The sequence below is a fragment of the Telluria sp. ZB4P36 genome (assembly GCF_059685865.1).
In genome coordinates this window covers 72,182-93,543 of the sequence record NZ_JCASIE010000012.1, presented here as the reverse complement: position 1 = coordinate 93,543, position 21,362 = coordinate 72,182, and the positions used below count along the sequence as shown (strand labels likewise).

Genomic DNA, 21,362 nt, shown 5'->3' with positions numbered 1-21,362 from the left:
CATGGACTTCGCCTATTCGGAGCGCTGCAAGGAACTGCAGGCGCGCCTGCTCGCCTTCATGATTGATCACATTTATCCCAACGAGCGCGCCTTCAACGAAGAGATCGCGGCCAATGCCCGCGACAAGGGCACGCGCTGGCTGCCATTGAAACTGATCGAAGGCCTCAAGCCGCTGGCGCGCGAGGCCGGACTGTGGAACCTGTTCCTGCCGCGCTCCACGCGCGCGCCTGAAGGACTGTCGAATCTCGACTACGCCCCGCTGTGCGAGATCATGGGCCGGGTGCCCTGGGCGCCGGAAGTGTTCAACTGCTCGGCGCCCGATACCGGCAACATGGAAACGCTGGAGCGCTACGCCTCGGAAGAAATCAAGAACACCTGGCTGGAGCCGCTGCTGCGCGGCGAGATCCGCTCGGCCTTCGCCATGACCGAACCCGAGGTCGCTTCGTCGGATGCGACCAATATCGCTACCCGCATCGAGTGTGACGGCGAGCATTACCTCATCAATGGGCACAAGTGGTGGATCTCCGGCGCGGGCGATCCGCGCTGCAAGGTCTTCATCGTGATGGGCAAGACCGACCCGGACGCGCCGCGGCACCGCCAGCAGTCGATGATCGTGGTTCCCGCCGACACGCCGGGCATCCGCATCGTGCGCCCGCTGCCGGTGTTCGGCTACGACGACGCACCGCACGGACACTGCGAGATCCTGTTCGAGAACGTGCGGGTGCCGGCCGCCAACATGCTGCTCGGCGAAGGCCGCGGCTTCGAGATCGCCCAGGGCCGCCTGGGACCGGGCCGCATCCACCACTGCATGCGCGCCATCGGCGTGGCGGAGCGCGCCCTGGAGCTGATGTGCAGGCGGCTCGAGAGCCGGGTGGCCTTCGGGCGCAAGCTGTCGGACCAGGGGGTCTGGCGCGAACGCATCGCCGAAGCCCGCATCCGGATCGACACCGCGCGCCTGCTGACGCTCAAGACCGCGTACATGATGGACACGGTCGGCAACAAGGTGGCGCAGGCGGAGATCGCGATGATCAAGGTGCTGGCACCCAACGTGGCCCAGGACGTGCTGGACTGGGCGATCCAGGCGCACGGCGCGGCGGGCGTGTCGGACGAATTCCCGCTGGCTTACCAGTGGGCGGGGAACCGGGCACTCAGGCTGGCGGACGGACCGGACGAGGTGCACCGGAATGCGGTGGCGAAGCTGGAGCTGGCGAAGTACGGGTCGTGACAAGCGTACGGTGGTCGGCGCTGCCGACCACCGTACATCAGGCGTAGGCGCGCACCAGGAACTCGGCGGCGCAGACCGGCTTGGCGCCCTCGCCCTCCGGCTCGATCGTCACGCTCCACGTCAACTGCACCCCGCCCTCGATCGGCTCGCAGCCCGCGAGCAGCCAGCGCCCGCGCACCCGGCTCCCGCCCGGCAGCGGCGCCGGGAAACGCACCCGGTTCAGCCCATAGTTCAGCCCCATGCGCATGCCTTCGATGACGAGCGCGTTCTCCAGCATCGCCGGCAGCAGCGACAGGGTCAGGAAGCCGTGTGCCACCGGCGCGCCGAAGGGCGACTCGCGCGCGCAGCGTTCCGGATCGACGTGGATCCATTGGCGGTCCTCGGTGGCCTCGGCAAAGGCGTCGATGCGCTCCTGCCCGACCGCGAACCAGCCAGACGTCGCGACTTCGGTGCCGACCAGCCGCGGCAGGTCGGCGAAGGGGATCGATCTAGGCATCGTCCGCTCCCGCGGGACGGCGCCCGAACATGCCCATGCCCTCGATGGTGCAGACTTCCTCGCCGTGCTGGTTGGTGGCGATCCACTTCGACCAGACCACGCCGCGATCGGGCTTCGAGTTCGAGGCCTTCACCTGGGTGGTGAGGTAGCGCACCCTGAGCGTGTCGCCGGCGCGCACCGGGCGCAGCCAGCGCACGCCGTCCAGGCCCGGTGAACCCATGCTCGACGCGCCGCACATCATGCCGTCGACCACCATCCGCATCATCATGCTGCAGGTATGCCAGCCGCTGGCGATCACGCCGCCGTAGATCGAGGCGGCGGCCGCCTCGCGGTCGACGTGGAAGGGCTGCGGGTCAAACTCGCGCGCGAAGGCGATGATCTCTTCCTCGGTCACGGGTCGCTCGCCAAGGTCGATCTCCTGGCCGGCATAAAAATCCTCGAAATACCATTGACGCGTCATGTGCCCTCCTCAGGCAGCCTGCCGGAAGCCCGGCTGCGCCATGAAGCGCGCCAGGTGGTGGTCACGGTCGCCCAGGGTCAGCTCGATCATCGACAGGCGCTTGAAGTAGTGGGCCGCCGCCAGCTCGTCGGTCACGCCCATGCCGCCGTGCAGCTGCACGGCCTGCTGGCCGATGAAGCGGGCCGCCTGGCCGACGCGGTACTTGGCCGCTGACACCACGCGGCGGCGCTCCGCGCCGTCGCCGCCGTCGAGCTTCACGGCTGCCAGCAGGGCCATCGAACGCGCCTGCTCCAGGTGGATCACCATGTCGGCCATGCGGTGCTGGAGCGCCTGGAACTTGCCGATCGGGACGCCGAACTGCTGGCGCGTCTTCAGGTAGTCCAGCGTGGCATCGAACAGCGCCTCCATCGCGCCCAGCGCCTCGGCGCACAGCAGGCCGGCGCCATGATCCGCCGCCGCATCCAGGATGTCCCAGCCGGCGCCCGGAGCGCCGATCACGGCGCTGGCGGGCAGTTCGACGCCGTCGAAACGGAGATTTGCAGCGCGCTGCCCGTCCAGGGTGCGGTAGCCCGTCACCTGCACGCCCGGCGCATCCTTCGGCACGGCGAACAGGGTGATGCCGGCTTCGTCGCGCTGGCCGCCGGCGCTGCGCGCCGACACCACCATCACCCCTGCCTCGGCCCCGTGTACCACCGCGCTCTTGGCGCCGCTCAGGCGCCAGCCGGCGCCGGTGTGCTCCGCGCGGGTGAGGATGTCGCGCAGGTCATGGCGCGACTGCCGTTCGCCCAGCGCGCAGGCCAGTTTCAGGTCGCCGGCGGCGACCCGTTCGAGCAAGGCGCCGTGGGCGCCGCCCAGCTTGAGGAAGTGGGCGCCGAGCACGGTGGCGAAATACGGCTCCGCCACCAGGCCGCGGCCCAGTTCCCGCATCACGACGAACAGGTCGACCGCCGTGCCGTCGAAGCCGCCCTGCTGTTCCGGCACCGGCAGCGCCGTCATGCCCAGCTCCGCCAGCGTGGCCCAGGCCGCATCGGACGTTCCCTGTTCGGAGCGGACGATGGCGCGGCGCTGCTCGAAGCGGTAGTCGCGTCCGATCCAGCGCTTGAGCGCATCGGCGAACTGCAGCTGTTCTTCCTTGAAATCGAAGTTCATGGCATCTCTCCTTACAGCCCCAGGATCATCTGGGCGATGATGTTACGCTGGATCTCGTTCGAGCCTCCGTAGATGGAGGTCTTGCGGTAGTTGAAGTAATAGGACGCGAGCGGCGCCGCATCGTCGTCGCCGGCGACGCTGCGTTCGCTCTCGCCCTCCAGGTAGGCCGGGTCGAAAGGCAGCGCCAGCGGGCCGGCCGCTTCCAGCATCAGCTCGGTCAGCGCCTGCTGGATGTCGGTGCCGCGCACCTTCAGCACCGAGGCTTCCGGTCCCGGCGCCTTGTTCCCCTTGGCCAGCACGCGCAACACGGTCATCTCGAGCGCCATCAGCTCGATCTCGAGCTCGGCGACCCTGGCGCCGAACAGCGGATCCCCGAGCAGCGGGCGGCCGTTCTTCTGCTCGCGGAGCGCCAGGCGCTTGAGGAAGGCCAGCTCGCGCTTGCTGCGGCCGACCGCCGCGATGCCGGTGCGCTCGTGACCCAGCAGGTACTTGGCATAGGTCCAGCCGCGGTTTTCCTCGCCGACCAGGTTGGCCGCCGGCACCCGGACATTGTCGAAGAAGACTTCGTTCACCTCATGGTCTTCGTCCAGCATGATGATCGGACGCACGGTGACGCCGGGCGCATGCATGTCGATCAGCAGGAAGGAAATACCCTCCTGCTTGCGCACCGACGGGTCGGTGCGGACCAGGCAGAAGATCATGTCGGCGTGCTGGGCCAGCGTGGTCCAGGTCTTCTGGCCATTGACGATGTAGTGTTCGCCGTCCCCGTCCACGCCGCGCACGGCCGTGGTCTTGAGCGAAGCGAGGTCGGAACCGGAACCCGGCTCGGAATAGCCCTGGCACCACCAGTCCTCGCAGGACAGGATGCGCGGGAGGAAATACTCTTTTTGTTGCCGGCTGCCGAAAGCCATGATGACGGGCGCGACCATGTCGATACCGAAAGGCATCACGCGCGGCGTGCCGGCGCGGGCGCATTCTTCTTCGAAAATGTGGCGCTGCACCGGCGTCCAGCCGGGACCGCCGAATTCGGCCGGCCAGCCGGGCGCCACCCAGCCCTGCCCGGCGAGGATCTTGTGCCAGCGGACGAAGTCGTCCTTGCTCAGCCGCAGGTGCTTGAGCACCTTGGCTTGCAGGTCTTTAGGCAGATGGGAATCGAGAAAGGCGCGGACCTGGTCGCGAAAGGCCAGGTCCTCGTCCGTGTAGTGCAGGTCCATGTCGTCTCCTTGTTATCGTCGCCTGGAAAAGCACGATCGTTCACAAGGATTGTACCCGACAGTTTTGCCGTACAGTCAAGAATTGTGAAGCGAGGCAGGGTGTGCGCACCCTGCCCGTGATCAGCGCGTGCGGCGGCGGGTGACCGCACATGCCCCCATCATACCCAGCAGCATCAGCGCGATGCTCGACGGTTCCGGCACGGTCGCTTCCGGGGTTTCCAGGAGCGGAATGGCCAAGCCGTTGTCGTTCGGCTTGTTGGCCTGTGGCGGGAGGAAGATCACTTCCGGCCGGTTGCCGTTTTCGCCGGCCTGGCTGCCGTTGCCCGTCGAACCCGTGTCCTTCGAAGCGCTGTCGTTGGTGCTGCCGTTGCCCGCGCCACCGCCGTTCGTGCCGCTGGAGTTGTTACCGCCACCGGTCGAGCCGGTGCTTTGCGAACCATTGCCGGAGGTGCCGCCGCCGCCGCTGGAGACGACCTGGTTGCTGCCGCCGCCGGCGACCAGTCCGGGCGCCTTGGTCACGCCGTTCGAGAGGACCGCACCGTTGGCCGATCCCACCACCGACATGCCCGGACCGGCAGTGGCCGCCAGGATGCCGTGGCCGGACGCCAGCAGGTAGTTCGCCTCGATGCCGCGCTGGAAGAAGAGCGTGGTCTGGCCGTCGACATTGCCGATGGTGCCTGCGACCTTTCCGTAGAGCACGTCAGCGAGACTCACACCGGCACCGGCGGTGTGCGCCACGCCGGCGACGAGGTTCAGGTTGCCCTGCAGGACACCGGAACTCAGCACATCGGTTCCATTGCCCGTAGTCCAACCCGACACGACGCCGGATGGCGGCGCGGCCTGAGTGGAAATGGTGTCGGCGTGGGCTGCGGTTGCGCTGGCCAAAAGGCTAGCGATCACGAGGCGGCGAATTAGCATAACGATAACTCCTTGGGTGGTGTTCAATTGTTCTTCTTACAACCGTAGAGTTATGCTATCACAAGTTAAAGAAAGACTATTTTGAGCGTAACTCAACCGTGCGCGGGGTACGAAATCGAGAAAAACGCCCGAAAATCGGTAGGAATGATCCTACTCGCTATTACCGAATATCCATTTTTGTGACCATCTTTCGATATCAATCGGACAATTCCTACAACTACCTGAGCCAACAACGAAAGGCGCTGTCATCGTTAGCGATGGATGAGGATTGAACTGCTGAGCTCACCCATGATCCGTCGCCCACGAGGCAGTGAACCTGAGCGCGGACGAGCGGGTCCGTCGCGGCAAAGCCTGCGCCATCCATGTGCACTCGATGGCGGACGGAATACTTCTGTTGAATAATTGCTGCGCATCGCAATCGGAGTCATCCATAGGCAACGGTGACGGCGCCAACGAAAATGGCCGGGTCCCGCTTTCGCAAGACCCGGCCATGTTGCCGGTTCAGCACAGGCGCCCTAGGCGCCCGGAAATTAATTGCCGGCGCGCGGGGTCGCCATATAAGGCATGGCACGCGAGGCCATCCGGGTATCGGTACGCAACATCCCCACCTCGTCGGCCAGGATATTGGCGGCCTCCTGCAACAGGATGTCCTTGGCGTCCTTGGCAGCCTTTTCCGCCGCCAGTTCCGCCTGCAGGTCGCGCTCGTCGTACTGCAGGCCGTCGTCCTGGCGCGGCGAGCCGCGCACCGCGGTCACGGCCTTGGCCGGCTTGGTCGGCGCCGGCACCTTGCCGCGCGCTTCCTTGCCGGCCGGGCTGGCGGCCGGCTCGTCGGTGTTGGTGCCGCTGGCGCCGGCCAGGCGTGCTTCGCGCAGCTTGGCGCGGGCATCCTGGGCGTCGCGTTCCTTGCGGCGCACCGCTTCGTTCAGCGAAATCGCATTCTCCTTGCGGATCTTCAGGATTTCGGCGATGTCTTCCTGCAGAAACTGGAACTCCTTGTCCTTGGCGATACGGGCTTCGTGGCGCTTCTGCAGCGGACCAATCAGCTCCTTGAGGTCGCCCGCCGCCGAATAGCTGGCCGGCTTGATCGCCACCCAGGGCAGTGCGTTGTCGTAGGACGATTCGCCAAAACTCTCGAGGTCGGACAGCACCGGCAGCTTGATGTCCGGCGTCACGCCGCGCAGCTGGGTGGTGCCGCCATTGATACGGAAGAACTGCGCGATGGTCATCTTCAACTCGCCGTAGCGCACCTTCTCGGCCGGCGAGAAGCGGTCGAGGTCGATCAGGGTCTGGACGGTACCCTTGCCGAAGCTCGGCTCGCCGATCACGATGCCGCGGCCGTAGTCCTGGACTGCGGCCGCGAAGATTTCCGACGCCGAGGCGGAACCGCGGTTGATCAGGACACCCATCGGACCGTCCCAGGACAGGCCCGGCTGCTGGTCGGACTCGACCTCGATGCGGCCCTGGGCGTCGCGCTGCTGCACCACCGGTCCCTTGTCGATGAACAGGCCGGTGAGTTCGATCGCCTCGGTCAGCGAACCGCCGCCGTTGTTGCGCAGGTCGATCAGGACGTTGTCGACCTTCTCTTTCTTGAGCTCGCCGAGGATGCGGGCCACGTCGCGGGTGGCGCTGCGGTAATCCTTGTCGCCGCGGCGGCGCGCCTCGAAATCGAGGTAGAAGGTCGGCAGCGAGATGACACCCACGCGGCGCTTGAAGGCCCCATCCTTGACTTCGATGATCGACTTCTTGGCGGCCTGCTCTTCCATGCTGATTTTCTTGCGCACCATGGTCACGGTGACGTGCTTGGCGTCCGGACCGGCATCGCCCGGCAGCACGTCGAGACGCACGGTCGAACCCTTCTCGCCGCGCACCAGCTGCACCACGTCGTCGATGCGCCAGCCGAGCACGTCAGTGAACGGGCCGTTGCCCTGGGCCACGCCGGTAATGCGGTCGCCCACCTTCAGCTTGCCCGACAGCGCAGCCGGGCTGCCCGGCACGATTTCGCGGATGACCGTGTATTCGTCGCGCGACTGCAGCACGGCGCCGATGCCTTCCAGCGACAGGCGCATGGCGATGTCGAAGTTGTCGGCCGAGCGCGGGCCAAGGTAGTTGGTGTGCGGCTCGATCGCGGTGGCATACGCGTTCATGAACATCTGGAACACGTCTTCGTTGTTCAGCTTGCGGATGCGGTTGACGTAGTTCTCGTAACGCTTGTCGAGCGTCTCGCGGATGGCTTTCTCTTCCTTGCCGGCCAGCTTCAGGCGCAGCCAGTCGTTCTTGACGCGCTTGCGCCAGAGTTCGCGGACCTCGTCTTCGTTCTTGGCCCAGGGCGATTTTTCACGGTCGAGTTCGATCGACTCGTCCAGGGTGAAGTCGGGCTTGGTCTTGAGCAACTGGCGCGCGTAGTTCATGCGCTCGGTAAAGCGCTGCTGGTAGAGGTTGTAGATGGCGAACGGAACGGTGAGGTTCTCGTTGTTGATGGCGTCGTCCATCTTGGTGCGCATCGGCGCGAACTGGTCGACGTCGGTCTGGACGAAGTACAGCTTTTCGCTGTCGAGCCCCTCGAAGAACTTATCGAAGATCTTGGCCGACATGGCGTCGTCGAGCGGCACCGCCTTGTAGTGGTAGCGGCCGAGCACGCGCGAGGCCCACAGCGCCGCCTGGGTCTGCTCGGCGAGCGGTTTCATCTGCAGGGTGGCGGCAGCCGAGCCGGCGCCGGCGCCGGCAGCCTTGGCAGGCGCAACGGCGGCAACTTTCTCGGGCTGGGCAGTCACCACGTGGGCGGACATCGCGAAGGCCATGGCGGCCATGATCAGGTGGTGCTTCTTCATTCGTCGTCTCTCCGAAACGAAAATACAGTGCCTCGGCGCGACCGGCGAGGCAAGCCGGTCAATACGCCCTTCGTGGGCCATTCTACAGGAAGCTTGGGGGAGGCAGAGCCAGCATCTGCTGATTTACGCCCGTCAATTAAGGCTGGCATAAGCCAGGCATTCACCCTTTGACAAGCTGGAGCAGTTCCGCGCGGTAAAAGCTGGTCAGGCCGGCAAGCAGCAGCACCGGAATCCAGGGCCAGGAGCGCGCCGCCAGCCGCCAGTCCACCGGCGAGGGCCAGAAGGACAGGAATTGCGGCGCGAGGAACAAGGCGAGCGCGAGGTCGAGCGGCTCGAACACCAGGCCGTGGCGGGTGCGCCACCAGGCCACGGCAAAAGGCAGGCCCAGCACCAGGAGCGGCGCCAGCGCGCTGGGCGCCGCGTTGTACCAGCGCAGGTTGGCGAAGGTGACCGAGCCCAGCTCCCAGTTGTGTCCTTTTCCTGGCTTCCTGATGCGCTTGGGGATCACGCTCAGGCCGATGGGCTCGGCATTGGTGAGCAGGCCGACCGAGAAATGCGCCAGTTCGTGGCACAGGGTGCCGGCGGCGGTGAACAGGAAAAAGAAAGGATGGGCGCCCGAGCCGATCCACAGCAGCAGCGCCAGCGCGGCCGAGGGAAGCAGGTACAACAGCATGTCGCCCATGGAGGACCGGCGGCCGGCAGCGGCTCAGCGGGCGTAGAAGCAGCGGCCGCAGGCCTGGCGGTAGCTTTCGTTGCCACCGATGCTGACCTGCTCGCCCTCGCGGATGCGCCGCCCTTCGGCATCGACGCGGATGTTCATGGTCGCCTTCTTGCCGCAGCTGCAGATGTTCTTGATTTCCTCGATGTCGTCGGCCAGCGCCAGCAGGTAGGCCGAGCCGGGGAAAGGCTCGCCGCGGAAGTCGCTGCGCAGGCCGTAGCAGATGACCGGGATGCCGCGCACCTGCGCCACCTGGTGCAGCTGCTGCACTTGCGCGGTGCTGAGGAACTGGGCTTCGTCGACCAGGATGCAGGCGACCGGCGGCGCGCTCGCCAGGAAGTCGGTCTCGCTGTCGAACAGGTCGACCTGGCGCTGCGGGCCGAGGCGCGAGGTGATCAGGCCGACGCCGTAGCGGTCGTCGATCGCCGCCGTGTAGAGCTTGACCTTCTGGCCCTGCTCTTCGTAGTTGTGCGCCACCTGCAACAGGGCGGTCGATTTGCCGGCGTTCATCGCCGAATACCTGAAATAGAGTTTTGCCACGGCGCTGCCCCGAACTGCGTTGTCGTTAAGGATAATTGCCGGATTATAACAAGCGCCCCTGCCCCAGCACCAGGCATCCGGCCGCTTCCGCCGGCCTGCCCATGGGCCGGATTGCCGGCCACGCGGGCACCGGCCGGAACGTCGTGGGTCGCCGCCGGGCCGATGCGGGTATCGGCGCCGATCGAGACCGGGGCCATGTCGAGGATCACGCAATTGAAATTGATGAAATCTGCTCGGCCACCAGTTCGGGATCGCTGGCGTGGTAAGGCTCGCCCGCCAGCATCTTGTGCCGCTCGCTCATGCGCATACAACCTCACTCACCGGGATGGTACTTGCGCTCCAGGTGCTTCTCGATGTCTTCCTTGTAGAACAGCACGTCCTTGAATTCGCCGCGGCTGTACATTTCGGCCTGGTCGGCGAAATGCTTCGAGGCCGGGTTGTTGCTGTTGCCGCCTGCAAGGATACTCTTGGCGCGCACGCGCGGGCCGAATTCCACCACCGCGACGAAGCTGTTGCCGCGGTCGCCGTAGATGCGCTTGGTCTTTTGCTTGGCGACCATGCCGAAGGAAGCCAGCGAGCCCCAGTTGGCCGAGGCGAAACCCACCGGCCAGCTCGGCTTGCTGTCGTCGTACTGCTGGTCGATGTCGCCGCTGATGCGCTGGAAGCGGTTGATCTCGCCCCAGGGCGTCTGCCAGGAGCCGAAGTCGGCCGTCAGTTTGTCGGAGGCCCGCTGCAAGGAAGCCAGGCGCTCTTCGGCGTTCAGGCTGGTGCTGATGAAATCGACGGTCGGCACCCTGGCGGCGCGGGCGCGCGGCGCGTGCTGTGCCACCATGTCCTGGCCCCAGTAGATGGCCAGCGAGGTCGGCACCGATGCCAGGCCGAAACGCAGGTCCCAGCCGCGCAGCGCCGCCACCTGGGCCGCCAATCCGGCCTTGCGCGGATCGCTCGCGGGCAGCGCATCGTAGTCCTTGAGCAACTGCGGCACCAGGGGTTCGAAGGCGGTCAGGTGGCTGTCGTAGGCGGCAGCGATCAGGCTGTCGATGGTGAAGCCCTTGGCGTCCTTCAGCACGCGCTCGGCATGGCGGCCGCGGGCGTTTTCCGGCAGCGACCACATGTAATCGGGCCAGTCCTGGCGCTTCGGGCTGCTCGCGCCCGAAGCACTGAAGGGCCAGTTGTTGGTGTTCGAGATATAGCCGCTGGCCGGGTTGAACAGGGTGATGGTTTCCTTGATGGCGTGCAGGCCCTGCCATTCGGTGGCGGGGGTGCTGCCGTCCACCGGCTTGCTCCAGTCGAAGCGCGGATCGCGTATCGGGATGAAGTTGCCGTGGAAGTAGGCGATATTGCCCTTGGCGTCCGCGTACACGGTGTTGTTCGAGGAGTTGGTACGCAGTTCCATCGCCTTGTAGAAGGCATCGTAGTCGCGCGCCTTGGTACGCGTGTAGGACTGGGTGAGCGCCTTGAGCGGCTCGTCCATCATCTTCACCGCCACCCACTTGCCGTCCTGCTCGCGCACCACCGGGCCGTGGTGGGTGAAATACGCGGTGACGGTCTTGCTGGCCATCGCGCCGGACGGGGTTTTATACGGCAGCCTGACCGCCCTCGCCCGCAGCGGGCGTTCTTCATTGCCGTACTTGTAGAAGAACTTGCCGTCGCGCTCGACCACGGTCTCGAGGTATTCGTCGATCACGTCGCCGCCGCCGGAGGTGTGCATCCAGCCGGCCTTGTCGTTGAAGCCCTGGTAGATGAAGAACTGGCCCCAGGTCACGGCGCCATAGGCGTTCAGGCCTTCTTCGCTGACCATGTGCACTTCGGGACGGAAGTAAAAAGAGGTGTGCGGGTTGATCAGGAGCAGCGCATTGCCGGAAGCGGACAGCTTCGGTGCGATCGCGAAGCCGTTCGAGCCGCGCGGCTCGGCGTCCAGCGCATTGTCGAGTGCAGCCACCTTGGCCGCCATCGTCGCCTGCGGACGCGCCTTGTAGAAACGCTCGAGGTCCTTCAGGTCGATCGATTCGATGTCGCCGCCGATGCTGCCCTCGCTGAAGCTGAGCGCCATCCAGGGCTCGAAGCGGGTGATCAGCTTCGGCTTCACGTCCGGGTGGGTGTGCAGGTAGTAGTTCAGGCCGTCGGCGAAGGCGTTCATCAGCTGCTTCAGCCAGGCCGGGCTGGCGGCATACCTGGCCTGCATGTCGGCGGGGGTGATGTACATCTTCATGCGCAGGTCGCGCCAGATTTCCTTCTCGCCCTCGACCTCGGCCAGGCGGCCCATCGCATTGATGTAATTCAGTTCGACGCGATTGAAGTCGTCCTCGGCCTGGGCGTACAGCAGGCCGAATACCGCGTCCGCATCCAGCTTGCCGAACACGTGGGGAATACCCCACTTGTCGCGCATGATGGTCACCCGCTCCGCCGTTTTCTTCCAGCGCGCCAGCTCGGTCGCGCTGGGGGCTTGTTTCAGCGCGGGCGCAGCGGCCGGGGCCGCCAGTGCGGGGACGGCGGCGCCCAGGGCACAGGCCAGGAAGATCGGAAAAACGCGGCGGCTGATCGTCATGCAAGGCCTCTTTTTTATTGTGATACGCCGGCGTGGACCAGGCGTTGCTTGAGCACTTCGTTCTCGGTCAGCAGGGTCGCGACGCGGTCCTTCAGCGAGGCGATCTCGGCGCGCGCCGCGGCCAGCTCGTCGGCTGGATCGCCCGCCGGCACTTCCTTCTTCGGGCGAGTCGCCATCTTCTGCTCGCGCACCTGGCGCGCGGCCTGCTGCAGCTCCTTGCGGCCACCGGCGACGGCGGCCTTCTGCATGTCTTCGGGCAGCTGGGCCACGTTGGCGGCGGCATTGATCGAGATGGTGCCGGTGCGCACCGCCTCGCGCAGCTCAGGGGTCGCGGCCTTCTGGATGCGTTCGATCTGGCTGATCGTATTGGCCGACACGCGCGCCGCCTTGGCCACCTCTTCGCGGGTATTCCATGGCGGCGGCGGGCGCGAATCCAGGTCGTCCGCTTCCGGCTTGGGCGGCTCCTCCGCCATCTTCTCCGCCATGCGGGCGGTGACGATTTCCTTCTTCTTGAGGGCCAGCACGCCACGCTGGAAGTCCGAGACGCTGCGGCGCGCCAGGTGGTTGTCGATCATCCACAGCATCACGTCGTCGATCGACGCGAAGTTGTTGTTGTGGACGGTACGGAAGGGAATGCCGTGCTTCTGACAGATCTCGTAGCGGTTGTGGCCGTCGATCAGGGTGTCGCGCCACAGCACCAGCGCGTCGCGGCAGCCCTCGGAAAGGAGGCTGCGCTCGAGCGCGGCGTATTCGATGTCGGTCAGTGGGTCGACGAAGGCACGCAGTTCGTCGTTGATGGTGATGTTCAATTGATGTCCTCTTGCTGCTGCGGCAACGAATTGAGCCGCCGTCCGGCATGCTACACCATACCGGCGAGAGGTCCAATGGATGAGTGCATCAGGATGCCTTGGCCGCCTCGGGGCTGGCCTCGGCAGCGACGCCACGCCGGCTCCAGGCGCGGTTCAGCCCTCGCCGCACCGGATCCTCGAACAAGTGGAAGGACAGGACCCCGGCCACCAGGCCCAGGGCAGCGCCGGCGACCGCCGGCAGTTCGCCTTCGGCCACGGCCCTGTAGAAGGGCTGCTGCCACAGGTAGAGCGAGAACGAGCGCTTGCCGAACCAGATCAACAGGCGATGGGACAAGAGCTGCTTCGCCGGTTCCGGAAGGCAGGACAGGAAATTCAGCGCGATCGCCAGGCAGATCGGCCCGATCACGGTCTGGCCGCCGTTCAGCCGGTAGGCGGAAATCAGGTAGGTCCCGAGAACAAAGAACACGAGGGGAACGACGGGATGCGCCGTGTGCGGCGCGGCAGTCGGCCGGGCTTCGCGCACCTGGCACAGCAGCGCCGAAAACAGCAGGCCCGCAGCCGCGCATTCGCTGCGCAAGCTCCACGGGGATGCCCCTGCCGGCGGCGAGCCTGCGTAACGGTAGTAGATCAAGGCGCTTGCCGCGACGCCGGATGCGAGCAGGAAGCTGGCGACACGCGTGCTCCTGCACCACCTTGCTACCAATGCGAGCAGCGCAAGAAACAGGTAACTGTGTTCTTCGACGTTCAGCGACCAGAGATGACCGATTGGCCATGTGCCGGACCAGATACCGATCTCGGCTGGTAGATAGGTCCGGACGAAGAACAGCGCTGCGAGCAATTCCTCCAGCGTGGGCCGATAGGCGTCGGTCCGGACATACGCGGTGTACAGATACATTGCGGCGATGAACAGCACGAAGGTCGGGACGACCCGCGAAAAGCGCCTGAAGAAAAAGTCGGGCAAGCCGACGTTCTTTATGAACAGCAATTGACCGATCAGATACCCGGACAGGGCGAAGAACATCTGCACCCCGAACTGCCCAAGCGGATCGACGAAGGGCCTCGGCCCGAAGTGACCCGCGAGAACGGCCAGGATGGCGAGGCCGCGCCACCCGTCCAGATAGGGAATGGCGGCTTCCCTGCGCACCAGCATGCTTGTCTTCCCTTGTCTCATTCTCATGCACCCTTGCAGCAACTCAACAATGCTACAGCGGCGTACAAGATAAGCAAGGAAAACTGCCTGAGATTCCTCATCTGGTGTGCTGCGCCTGCGCATGACCGACTTATCAAAAGGGTATGTACTGATTATTAAGCTTGCCAAATTTATCATTGCCAGCTAGCAGTGCCAACAGGCAGCGGATTCCGATCGCACCGACATCGCAAGGAGTTGCATCATGCCAAATCTACGCACCGCACTCGCACAACGCCTGGCCAGGGCTGCAGCCGCCGTCCTGCTCGTCGTCCCCAGCCTCCTTGGATGCGCGAGCGGCAGTCCGCCAATCCGAGCGGCGCAGGACTTGGCAGCCGAGACGGTGCGTTCCCCCGAGCAGCGGATGGAAAGGCTCGACAAGAACGCCATGCATGCCGCGATGGCGGACGGGATTACCACCGGACTGGCGCTGTCGGCCGGCGCGCTCGAAATGAATCCGCTGATCGCGACCTCGCCGGCCGGGCTGATCGCGCTGACCGGCGCCAAGATCGGGCTGGTGAAACTGGCCGACCAGCTGCCGGAAGACGAGAAGCGGATGGTGATCAAAAGCTCGGGCGCGGCATGGACCGGCGCGGCCGTCAACAACCTGATGGTGCTGCTGTCCACGCCGACGCCGATCGCGGTCGCCGCCGGGGTGGTGGCGGGTGTGCTGTGGTGGCGCCACAGCAATCGTGTGTATGAGCGGGCGGATCGCGAGATCGCGGCGCGCGGGGACTCGCCGCCGCTGGACAAGCAAGGGCATGAGCTCGCAGTGCTTGCGCCCTCGCCTTAAGCGCCGGCCGGTGCGCGATGCCTACCCAGCAACACGACGACTTCCGCACGTAGTACAATGCCGGCCGACGCGGGCATGGCGAAATTGGTAGACGCATCAGACTTAAAATCTGCCGCCGTGAGGCGTGCCGGTTCGATTCCGGCTGCCCGCACCACTTCCTTACGCGTTCCCTTGTGCAGTGGAGTCGGCTCCTGAACGGGGAGTGACGACGCTTTCCCCCTCCACTCCCCTGCTCCCATCGACACTCCTGTCGGAAAATTTTACATCCCGGAAGAACAACAATGCATTCCTAGAGGGAAGCAATTGCTGGCATGAATATTGCTTAATCACAATAACTACAATAACTCAACTAGGAAGTCCGACATGAAAGCATCACTTCTGGGCCTTGCAATGTTCGCTGCCGCCAATGCGGCGAACGCCGGGGTCATTGACACCATGAATCAGGCAGGATGGGACTTCCGTTGCCTCGGCATTGCCGGCGGTTGCGGCCAGACCTTCGGCCAGGTCTTCACGGTGGACAGTGCTGAAACCTACCTGAGCAGCTTTTCCTTCAACCCCTCCGTCGTTCAAGATGGCCCGCTGAACGTCCAATTCAGCATCTACGCCTGGTCGGGCAACAACAAGGCCGGTTCGGCACTGTTCACGAGCGGCGTGACGAGCCTGAGCAACCAAGTGGGCTCAACGCGCCTCGACTACGCGCCAGGGCTCGCCCTGACGCAAGGGCAGCAATATATCGCCTTCCTGAATACCGCGGGCCTTGGGAATGGGGGCGCAGCCACGAGCGGCTTCGCGTTTGTCGGGCAAACCTATGCCGGCGGCGACTTCTACTGGGAGCGCGTCGCCGGCGATGGTGTCTGGCGCCCTACCGGTGGGGATACCCAATTCCGTGCGGTCTTCACGGCAGGCCCTCCTGCTGACGTACCGGAACCTGCAAGCATGGCGCTGATGGCACTGGGCGCCGCCGGCTTGCTAGGTGCACGCCGTCGCAAGGCCGCCAGGTAAGCTGCACGCTCCACATCGGCAAAAAAAACCGCCGCCGAGAAATCGGCAGCGGCCAAGAACTCAGTCAACACTGAGCTGGAGACACGCGGAGAGAGGTGGAACTATCCACCAGAGAACGTAACCAACATAGGGCCGGCTCTCCCGGCCTGCAAGCGCCGTTTTCTCCCGCGAGTTTGTCAGCCTGTTCGCACAAACATGCGGCGAGGAATTCAGTAGATGGACTCGTAGGCCACCGCCAGGCAGACCAGGCCCACGAAGAACAGCAGGCCATAGACGAAAATGCGCATCGAGGTCGCCAGTTCGGCGACGGCGCGGTCGGCTTTGCTGTCCAGCTTGCCGCGCCGGCGGGCCGCGTTCAGCAGCATCGACACGAAGACGAACAGGGTCGCCAGGATCAGGACGATCTTCATGCCGGATCAGGTGCGCGCCAGGACCAGCGCCAGCGCCACCAGCGTCAGGATAGCCGACACCCCGGTCGCCACGCCCAGCCACAGCATGCGGTTGCGCGCCGCATCCATCTTGGCGATCAGCTGGGCGTTCTGGTCGGCCAGGTTGGCGATGATCTCGGAGGCCTGCAGCATCTGGGTGCGCAGGTCGGCCAGCGTGATCTCGTTCTTTTCGACACGCATGAGCAGGTGGCCGAACATGTCTTCTCCGGGCTCCGCTTCCATGCCCGCCCCCGCAGCCATGCCGGGCGCGCTGCCGGACTTGCGTGCCACCGTGTCCCACAGCCTGCGCGCGCCGGTCGCCACCTGCGGCGCCGCATTGATCACTTCGCTCCACGGCACCGTTTTCAGTACGCTCCACCACCCTGTCGCCATCAGCCTTCTCCATTCGATTCGATTTAACCGCGAGCATACCACCCGCACCACGGGCACGCGAACTCATCCGGACGCTAGCGTGCCGCGCCCTGCGCGCGCCTGCGCTACCATGAAAGCATGTGTGGACGATTCGACCAGAGCCAGACGGCTCGTTATTACGCCAGCGTGTTCGGATGGACCGACGCGGTCTACGACAGCGAATCCACGCCGGCCTGGAATGTCTCGCCGGGCAGCTATCGCCCCGTGATGCACCTACAGGACGGCGAGCGCCGTATCGACGACGTGTTCTGGAGCTACCGCGCACGCTGGGCCGAGGGCAAGGTGCCGATCATGGTCAATGCGCGCATGGACAAGCTCACCAACCGCTACTGGAAACCGCTGCTGAAGAAGGGCCGCGCGATCGTGCCGGCCGAGGGCTGGTACGAATGGACCGGCGAGAAGGGAAAGAAGCAGCCCTGGCACATCCACCGCAAGGACCGTGCGCCGCTGTTTTTCCTGGCGCTGGCGAATTTCGGCAGCTTTACCGAGAACCGCGCCGAGGCCGGCTTCGTGCTGGTCACCGACGCGGCCGACGAAGGCATGCTCGACATCCACGACCGCCGCCCGGTGGTGCTGGAAGCGGCCGACGCCGAACTCTGGCTCAATCCCGCGCTCTCGCCCGAAGAAGCGCTCGACCTGGCGCGCCGCGCCGCCCTGCCCTGCGACGCCTTCGAATGGTACAAGGTGACGCCCGCCGTGAACCGGGCTGGCGCCCAGGACCCGCAGATGGCCCTGCCCCTGGCCGGCTGATTTTTTACCAAACGTAAAAAAAGCCTGCACGGACTCCTTAGTGCTGGTAGGCACCCAGGTCGAAACCGGTGGTCGCGTTACGTGCGCGGCCCTCGATGTCGGTCGACGGTGCGTAGGTCGCGATGCCGCGGCCGATTGCCGGCGAGCTGGTGCTCAGCTTGAAGTTCGGCGTCGCCGCGGTACGCGAGTAGCCGACGAACAGCGGGTTCGAGCTGATCGTGTTGGTGTGGGCCAGGCCGTTCAGCAGGCGGAAGTTGTACTTCGGGTTCTGGAACACCAGGTTGTTCTTGTAGGTGTTGCCGGTACCGGTCTTGCCCTGCTCGGAGATGCCGTACTGGTTGTCGAACACGATGTTGTTGTGCACGTGGACGTTGTTCGCACCGGCCGAGGTGAAGTAATAGTCGCCGCCGCCGACGATGATGCCGAACACCGAGGAGCTCACCGTGTTGTTGACGATCTTCACGTCGGTCGCGTCGTGCCACAGGTGGATCGCCGCCGAACCCACGCGGTAGACCACGTTGTTCATGATGGTGCCCGAGGTCGAGTGGTAGATGCCCTGGACGTAGGTGCAGCCGGCCGGGCCGATGTCGTGCACGACGTTGCCGATCACGTCGCCCTTGACGCCCTTGAAGTAGCTGTCCACGCCGATTGCCGAACCGCCCGCGCTGTTGCATGGGATGGTGGTGGCCATGTGGTGCACGTGGTTGGCCTGGATCACGTTGTACGAGCCGCCGGTGTAGATGCCGAGGGTCCACTTGGTGCCGCTGCCGATCTTGCTGCCGTCGACGTCGAAGCCGATGATGCTGACGTAGTGACCGCGGTTGTCCCAGGCGGTCTTGTTGGTCGAGCTGGCCGGCGGAACGATCTTGGCGCCCCACTTGGTGGTCGAGACCCAGTAGATGCGGCTGGAAGCGGTGCCGTTGCCGGTGGTCTTGATGCCGCCGGCGTAGGTGCCCGGAGCAACCCAGACGGTGGTGCCCGGCTTGATGGCGGCCTTGGCGGCACGCGCCAGGGTCTTGAACGGTGCGGTCTTGGTGCCGGCCGCGGTGTCCGAGCCGGTCGGCGACACATAGTAGTTGTAGGTGGTGGCCGGGATGGTCGGCATGCCGCCGGCCGCGGCCGAGCCGGTATTCGTGTTGCGCTTTGCGTATTCGTCGCTTGCCTTCAGCTGGGAGGCGATGAATTCCATCGTGACGCCATTGTCTAGCGCTTGTGTCCACCAGGCCAGGCCTGCGGCATCCGGCTCACGGCCCAGCAGATCCAGGTACAGCTGGCGGATCTGTTCCGTCTGCGCAGTGGTCGCGGCTTCCAGGGTCGGCACGGTGGCCGAGGTGGCGGCGACTGCATTGCCGGCGCCGAAGGCGGTGACCAGGGCTGCTGCCGTGGCGCAGAGGACGGCGTGGTGGCGGATGTGCGAAGCGAAAGCGAAAGTCTTGTTCATCTGTGTTTTTCCTGTCTGCCCGAAACGGGTGGGCTTAGAATCACGGGCAAAAGAGCCCCCGTGCACCGGGAAATCCGGTACAGCGGCGACCTGCAAAAGGTCGGTGTTCCTGGTTGCTTGATCAGGCGCACGCGCTGCGTACGCCCTCGGGGTGTACAGGCGGCGGAGGCCGCCTGCACGGGATGGAACTACTTGCTTGGTACTACTTGCTTGGTACTGCGGGCTTGCTACTGCTCTGCTCAGTGCTGGTACGCGCCCAGGTCGATACCGGTGGTCGCGCTACGCGCACGGCCCTCGATGTCGGTCGACGGTGCGTAGGTCGCGATGCCGCGGCCGATTGCCGGCGAGCTGGTGCTCAGCTTGAAGTTCGGCGTCGCCGCGGTACGCGAGTAGCCGACGAACAGCGGGTTCGAGCTGATCGTGTTGGTGTGGGCCAGGCCGTTCAGCAGGCGGAAGTTGTACTTCGGGTTCTGGAACACCAGGTTGTTCTTGTAGGTGTTGCCGGTACCGGTCTTGCCCTGCTCGGAGATGCCGTACTGGTTGTCGAACACGATGTTGTTGTGCACGTGGACGTTGTTCGCACCGGCCGAGGTGAAGTAATAGTCGCCGCCGCCGACGATGATGCCGAACACCGAGGAGCTCACCGTGTTGTTGACGATCTTCACGTCGGTCGCGTCGTGCCACAGGTGGATCGCCGCCGAACCCACGCGGTAGACCACGTTGTTCATGATGGTGCCCGAGGTCGAGTGGTAGATGCCCTGGACGTAGGTGCAGCCGGCCGGGCCGATGTCGTGCACGACGTTGCCGATCACGTCGCCCTTGACGCCCTTGAAGTAGCTGTCCACGCCGATTGCCGAACCGCCCGCGCTGTTGCATGGGATGGTGGTGGCCATGTGGTGCACGTGGTTGGCCTGGATCACGTTGTACGAGCCGCCGGTGTAGATGCCGAGGGTCCACTTGGTGCCGCTGCCGATCTTGCTGCCGTCGACGTCGAAGCCGATGATGCTGACGTAGTGACCGCGGTTGTCCCAGGCGGTCTTGTTGGTCGAGCTGGCCGGCGGAACGATCTTGGCGCCCCACTTGGTGGTCGAGACCCAGTAGATGCGGCTGGAAGCGGTGCCGTTGCCGGTGGTCTTGATGCCGCCGGCGTAGGTGCCCGGAGCAACCCAGACGGTGGTGCCCGGCTTGATGGCGGCCTTGGCGGCACGCGCCAGGGTCTTGAACGGTGCGGTCTTGGTGCCGGCCGCGGTGTCCGAACCGGTCGGCGCCACGTAGTAGTTATAGGCGGTGGCCGGGGTCGCGGCGGCGGCGCCGCCGAAGGCGCCCAGCAGGGCGGCGGCGGTCGCACAGAGGGCGGCGTTGTGGCGGAAGTTCGGAGCGAAAGCGAAAGTCTTGGTCATTTGTGTTTTCCTGTGTGCCCGACAGGGCTTGGAATCACGGGCAAAAGGAGCCCCGTGCACCGGAAAATCCGGTACGCCGGCCACCTGCAAAAGGTCGGTGGCATGTTCCTGGTTGCTTGATCAGGCGCACACGCTGCGTACGCCCTTAGGGTGCACCGGCGGTGTGAGCGCCTGTGCGGGATGGAACTGCTTGTTACTGCCTGATGGAGGCCGGGGCGTTTGCGGCGGCGACCTGCGGCGCGGTCTGCGCTTGCGGCGGATTGCTGTCGTAGCCGGCCAGTTGGAATGCCCGGGTCGTCACCTCAGCCGCCCGGCCGGCGCCGGCGGTGCTTGCGGCGGGGACCGCTTCTAGCAGGGCATTGATGCAAAACTTCGAAGCGAGAGCGCTGAATTGTGTCATGAAGATTCCATGCCTCATCAAGTGAATGTAACCATTTGAGCGGTGGAAACTTCCATAGTTCAATCTTTTTGAAGAAAAATTTTCTAAGAGTATTAATCCCTTAAGAGAACTTTCCTCATGGAAATCAAACACTTGCATGAGCTAGATCGAAGCGCCGCACGCAACCATTGCCCGCCTGGAGCGGTCTTAAAGACTGGCTACCAACTAAAGGGACGTGTTAAATGGGCGAGTACATGCAAGTGCGGGCTTTGCTGCAAGAAGGCGAAGCCTATGCGGGACTAATCCTGGGCAAGGAAGAAGATCCTGATTACCACCTGGTGCTGTTGCCGGGCGAAGCGGTCGACGTCAGCTGGCCGAGCGCCGTCGATTGGGCGGCCGGGCGCGGCGGGGTGTTGCCGACGCGCCGCGAACTTGCCCTGCTCTTCGCCAACCAGCGCGAAGCCTTCGAACGCAACTGGTACTGGTCGAGCGAGCCGCACGCAACGCGCACCCAGCTGGTCTGGGGCCAGAACTTCGCCAGCGGCATCCAGACCATCTATGGCCGCCCCTACCGCGGCCATGCGCGCGCGGTGCGGCGCATCGCCGTGCCCTGAGGCCGGCCCGGTTCCGGCGTGCTGCCGGAACC

General features: G+C 64.9%; 22 protein-coding genes and 1 tRNA gene. 6 read left to right on the top strand and 17 right to left on the bottom strand.

Translation table 11 applies throughout. The annotated features are described in order from the left end of the window. Position 1 precedes the first annotated feature (1 nt). On the top strand, positions 2 to 1,225 hold the full coding sequence (locus tag AC56LK_RS16215) for an acyl-CoA dehydrogenase family protein (RefSeq protein WP_497185522.1): 1,224 nt from the start codon (positions 2 to 4) through the stop codon (positions 1,223 to 1,225). Between the two features lie 37 nt (positions 1,226 to 1,262). Here AC56LK_RS16215 and AC56LK_RS16210 read toward each other — a convergent pair whose 3' ends face one another. From AC56LK_RS16210 to AC56LK_RS16155, 12 genes are all read right to left on the bottom strand, one after another. Further along, a complete protein-coding gene (locus AC56LK_RS16210; protein WP_497185521.1) occupies positions 1,263 to 1,721 on the bottom strand; it encodes a MaoC family dehydratase in 459 nt (152 codons plus the stop codon). After that, positions 1,714 to 2,181 carry a MaoC family dehydratase gene (locus AC56LK_RS16205; RefSeq protein WP_497185520.1) on the bottom strand — a complete coding sequence of 156 codons (468 nt, stop codon included), beginning with the start codon at positions 2,179 to 2,181 and terminating at the stop codon, positions 1,714 to 1,716. Before AC56LK_RS16205 ends, AC56LK_RS16210 begins: the two co-directional genes overlap by 8 nt. Positions 2,182 to 2,190: 9 nt before the next feature. After that, positions 2,191 to 3,330, bottom strand: coding sequence for an acyl-CoA dehydrogenase family protein (locus tag AC56LK_RS16200; RefSeq protein ID WP_497185519.1), 1,140 nt, complete (start codon positions 3,328 to 3,330; stop codon positions 2,191 to 2,193). Positions 3,331 to 3,341: 11 nt separating this feature from the next. After that, complete coding sequence (locus tag AC56LK_RS16195) at positions 3,342 to 4,544, bottom strand: acyl-CoA dehydrogenase family protein (RefSeq protein WP_497185518.1); 1,203 nt, start codon at positions 4,542 to 4,544, stop codon at positions 3,342 to 3,344. A 120-nt stretch (positions 4,545 to 4,664) separates the two neighbouring features. Next, positions 4,665 to 5,330, bottom strand: coding sequence for a PEP-CTERM sorting domain-containing protein (locus AC56LK_RS16190; protein WP_497185517.1), 666 nt, complete (start codon positions 5,328 to 5,330; stop codon positions 4,665 to 4,667). Between the two features lie 662 nt (positions 5,331 to 5,992). Then, on the bottom strand, positions 5,993 to 8,290 hold the full coding sequence (locus AC56LK_RS16185) for a carboxy terminal-processing peptidase (RefSeq protein WP_497185516.1): 2,298 nt from the start codon (positions 8,288 to 8,290) through the stop codon (positions 5,993 to 5,995). 160 nt (positions 8,291 to 8,450) lie between these two features. Beyond that, complete coding sequence (locus AC56LK_RS16180) at positions 8,451 to 8,972, bottom strand: hypothetical protein (RefSeq protein ID WP_497185515.1); 522 nt, start codon at positions 8,970 to 8,972, stop codon at positions 8,451 to 8,453. 24 nt (positions 8,973 to 8,996) lie between these two features. Continuing rightward, positions 8,997 to 9,518 (bottom strand): thymidine kinase, encoded by a 522-nt coding sequence (locus AC56LK_RS16175; RefSeq protein WP_497185603.1) that lies wholly within the window; start codon positions 9,516 to 9,518, stop codon positions 8,997 to 8,999. Positions 9,519 to 9,753: 235 nt separating this feature from the next. Then, a complete protein-coding gene (locus tag AC56LK_RS16170) occupies positions 9,754 to 9,849 on the bottom strand; it encodes a maltose acetyltransferase domain-containing protein (protein WP_497185514.1) in 96 nt (31 codons plus the stop codon). Positions 9,850 to 9,861: 12 nt separating this feature from the next. After that, a complete protein-coding gene (locus AC56LK_RS16165) occupies positions 9,862 to 12,096 on the bottom strand; it encodes a penicillin acylase family protein (RefSeq protein WP_497185513.1) in 2,235 nt (744 codons plus the stop codon). Positions 12,097 to 12,110: 14 nt separating this feature from the next. After that, complete coding sequence (locus tag AC56LK_RS16160) at positions 12,111 to 12,905, bottom strand: ParB N-terminal domain-containing protein (protein WP_497185512.1); 795 nt, start codon at positions 12,903 to 12,905, stop codon at positions 12,111 to 12,113. 88 nt (positions 12,906 to 12,993) lie between these two features. Next, the gene (locus AC56LK_RS16155) at positions 12,994 to 14,055 is read right to left on the bottom strand and encodes an acyltransferase family protein (protein WP_497185511.1); all 1,062 of its coding nucleotides are present in this window, start codon (positions 14,053 to 14,055) and stop codon (positions 12,994 to 12,996) included. A 241-nt stretch (positions 14,056 to 14,296) separates the two neighbouring features. Between AC56LK_RS16155 and AC56LK_RS16150 the strand changes: the two genes are divergently transcribed. The 3 genes from AC56LK_RS16150 (at position 14,297) to AC56LK_RS16140 (ending at position 15,886) form a co-directional block, all read left to right on the top strand. Further along, entirely contained in the window at positions 14,297 to 14,884 is a 588-nt protein-coding gene (locus tag AC56LK_RS16150; protein ID WP_497185510.1) for a hypothetical protein, read from the top strand. 69 nt (positions 14,885 to 14,953) lie between these two features. Then, positions 14,954 to 15,038: transfer RNA gene (locus AC56LK_RS16145), tRNA-Leu, on the top strand. A gap of 209 nt (positions 15,039 to 15,247) precedes the next feature. Beyond that, positions 15,248 to 15,886 (top strand): PEP-CTERM sorting domain-containing protein, encoded by a 639-nt coding sequence (locus AC56LK_RS16140; RefSeq protein ID WP_497185509.1) that lies wholly within the window; start codon positions 15,248 to 15,250, stop codon positions 15,884 to 15,886. Between the two features lie 209 nt (positions 15,887 to 16,095). Here AC56LK_RS16140 and AC56LK_RS16135 read toward each other — a convergent pair whose 3' ends face one another. Further along, positions 16,096 to 16,296: a hypothetical protein gene (locus AC56LK_RS16135; protein WP_497185508.1), complete on the bottom strand. Its 201-nt coding sequence runs from the start codon at positions 16,294 to 16,296 to the stop codon at positions 16,096 to 16,098. Between the two features lie 6 nt (positions 16,297 to 16,302). Further along, positions 16,303 to 16,707, bottom strand: coding sequence for a hypothetical protein (locus tag AC56LK_RS16130; RefSeq protein WP_497185507.1), 405 nt, complete (start codon positions 16,705 to 16,707; stop codon positions 16,303 to 16,305). A gap of 117 nt (positions 16,708 to 16,824) precedes the next feature. Here AC56LK_RS16130 and AC56LK_RS16125 point away from each other — a divergent pair, with 117 nt between their 5' ends. Then, positions 16,825 to 17,496 (top strand): SOS response-associated peptidase, encoded by a 672-nt coding sequence (locus AC56LK_RS16125; RefSeq protein WP_497185506.1) that lies wholly within the window; start codon positions 16,825 to 16,827, stop codon positions 17,494 to 17,496. Positions 17,497 to 17,533: 37 nt separating this feature from the next. Here the strand turns inward: AC56LK_RS16125 and AC56LK_RS16120 are convergent, their stop codons facing one another. The 3 genes from AC56LK_RS16120 to AC56LK_RS16110 form a co-directional block, all read right to left on the bottom strand. Then, positions 17,534 to 18,937 carry a right-handed parallel beta-helix repeat-containing protein gene (locus AC56LK_RS16120; RefSeq protein WP_497185505.1) on the bottom strand — a complete coding sequence of 468 codons (1,404 nt, stop codon included), beginning with the start codon at positions 18,935 to 18,937 and terminating at the stop codon, positions 17,534 to 17,536. A gap of 239 nt (positions 18,938 to 19,176) precedes the next feature. Continuing rightward, the gene (locus AC56LK_RS16115; RefSeq protein ID WP_497185504.1) at positions 19,177 to 20,337 is read right to left on the bottom strand and encodes a right-handed parallel beta-helix repeat-containing protein; all 1,161 of its coding nucleotides are present in this window, start codon (positions 20,335 to 20,337) and stop codon (positions 19,177 to 19,179) included. A 193-nt stretch (positions 20,338 to 20,530) separates the two neighbouring features. After that, on the bottom strand, positions 20,531 to 20,875 hold the full coding sequence (locus AC56LK_RS16110) for a hypothetical protein (protein WP_497185503.1): 345 nt from the start codon (positions 20,873 to 20,875) through the stop codon (positions 20,531 to 20,533). 95 nt (positions 20,876 to 20,970) lie between these two features. Here AC56LK_RS16110 and AC56LK_RS16105 point away from each other — a divergent pair, with 95 nt between their 5' ends. Next, positions 20,971 to 21,330: an Lcl C-terminal domain-containing protein gene (locus tag AC56LK_RS16105; protein ID WP_497185502.1), complete on the top strand. Its 360-nt coding sequence runs from the start codon at positions 20,971 to 20,973 to the stop codon at positions 21,328 to 21,330. Positions 21,331 to 21,362 lie beyond the last annotated feature (32 nt).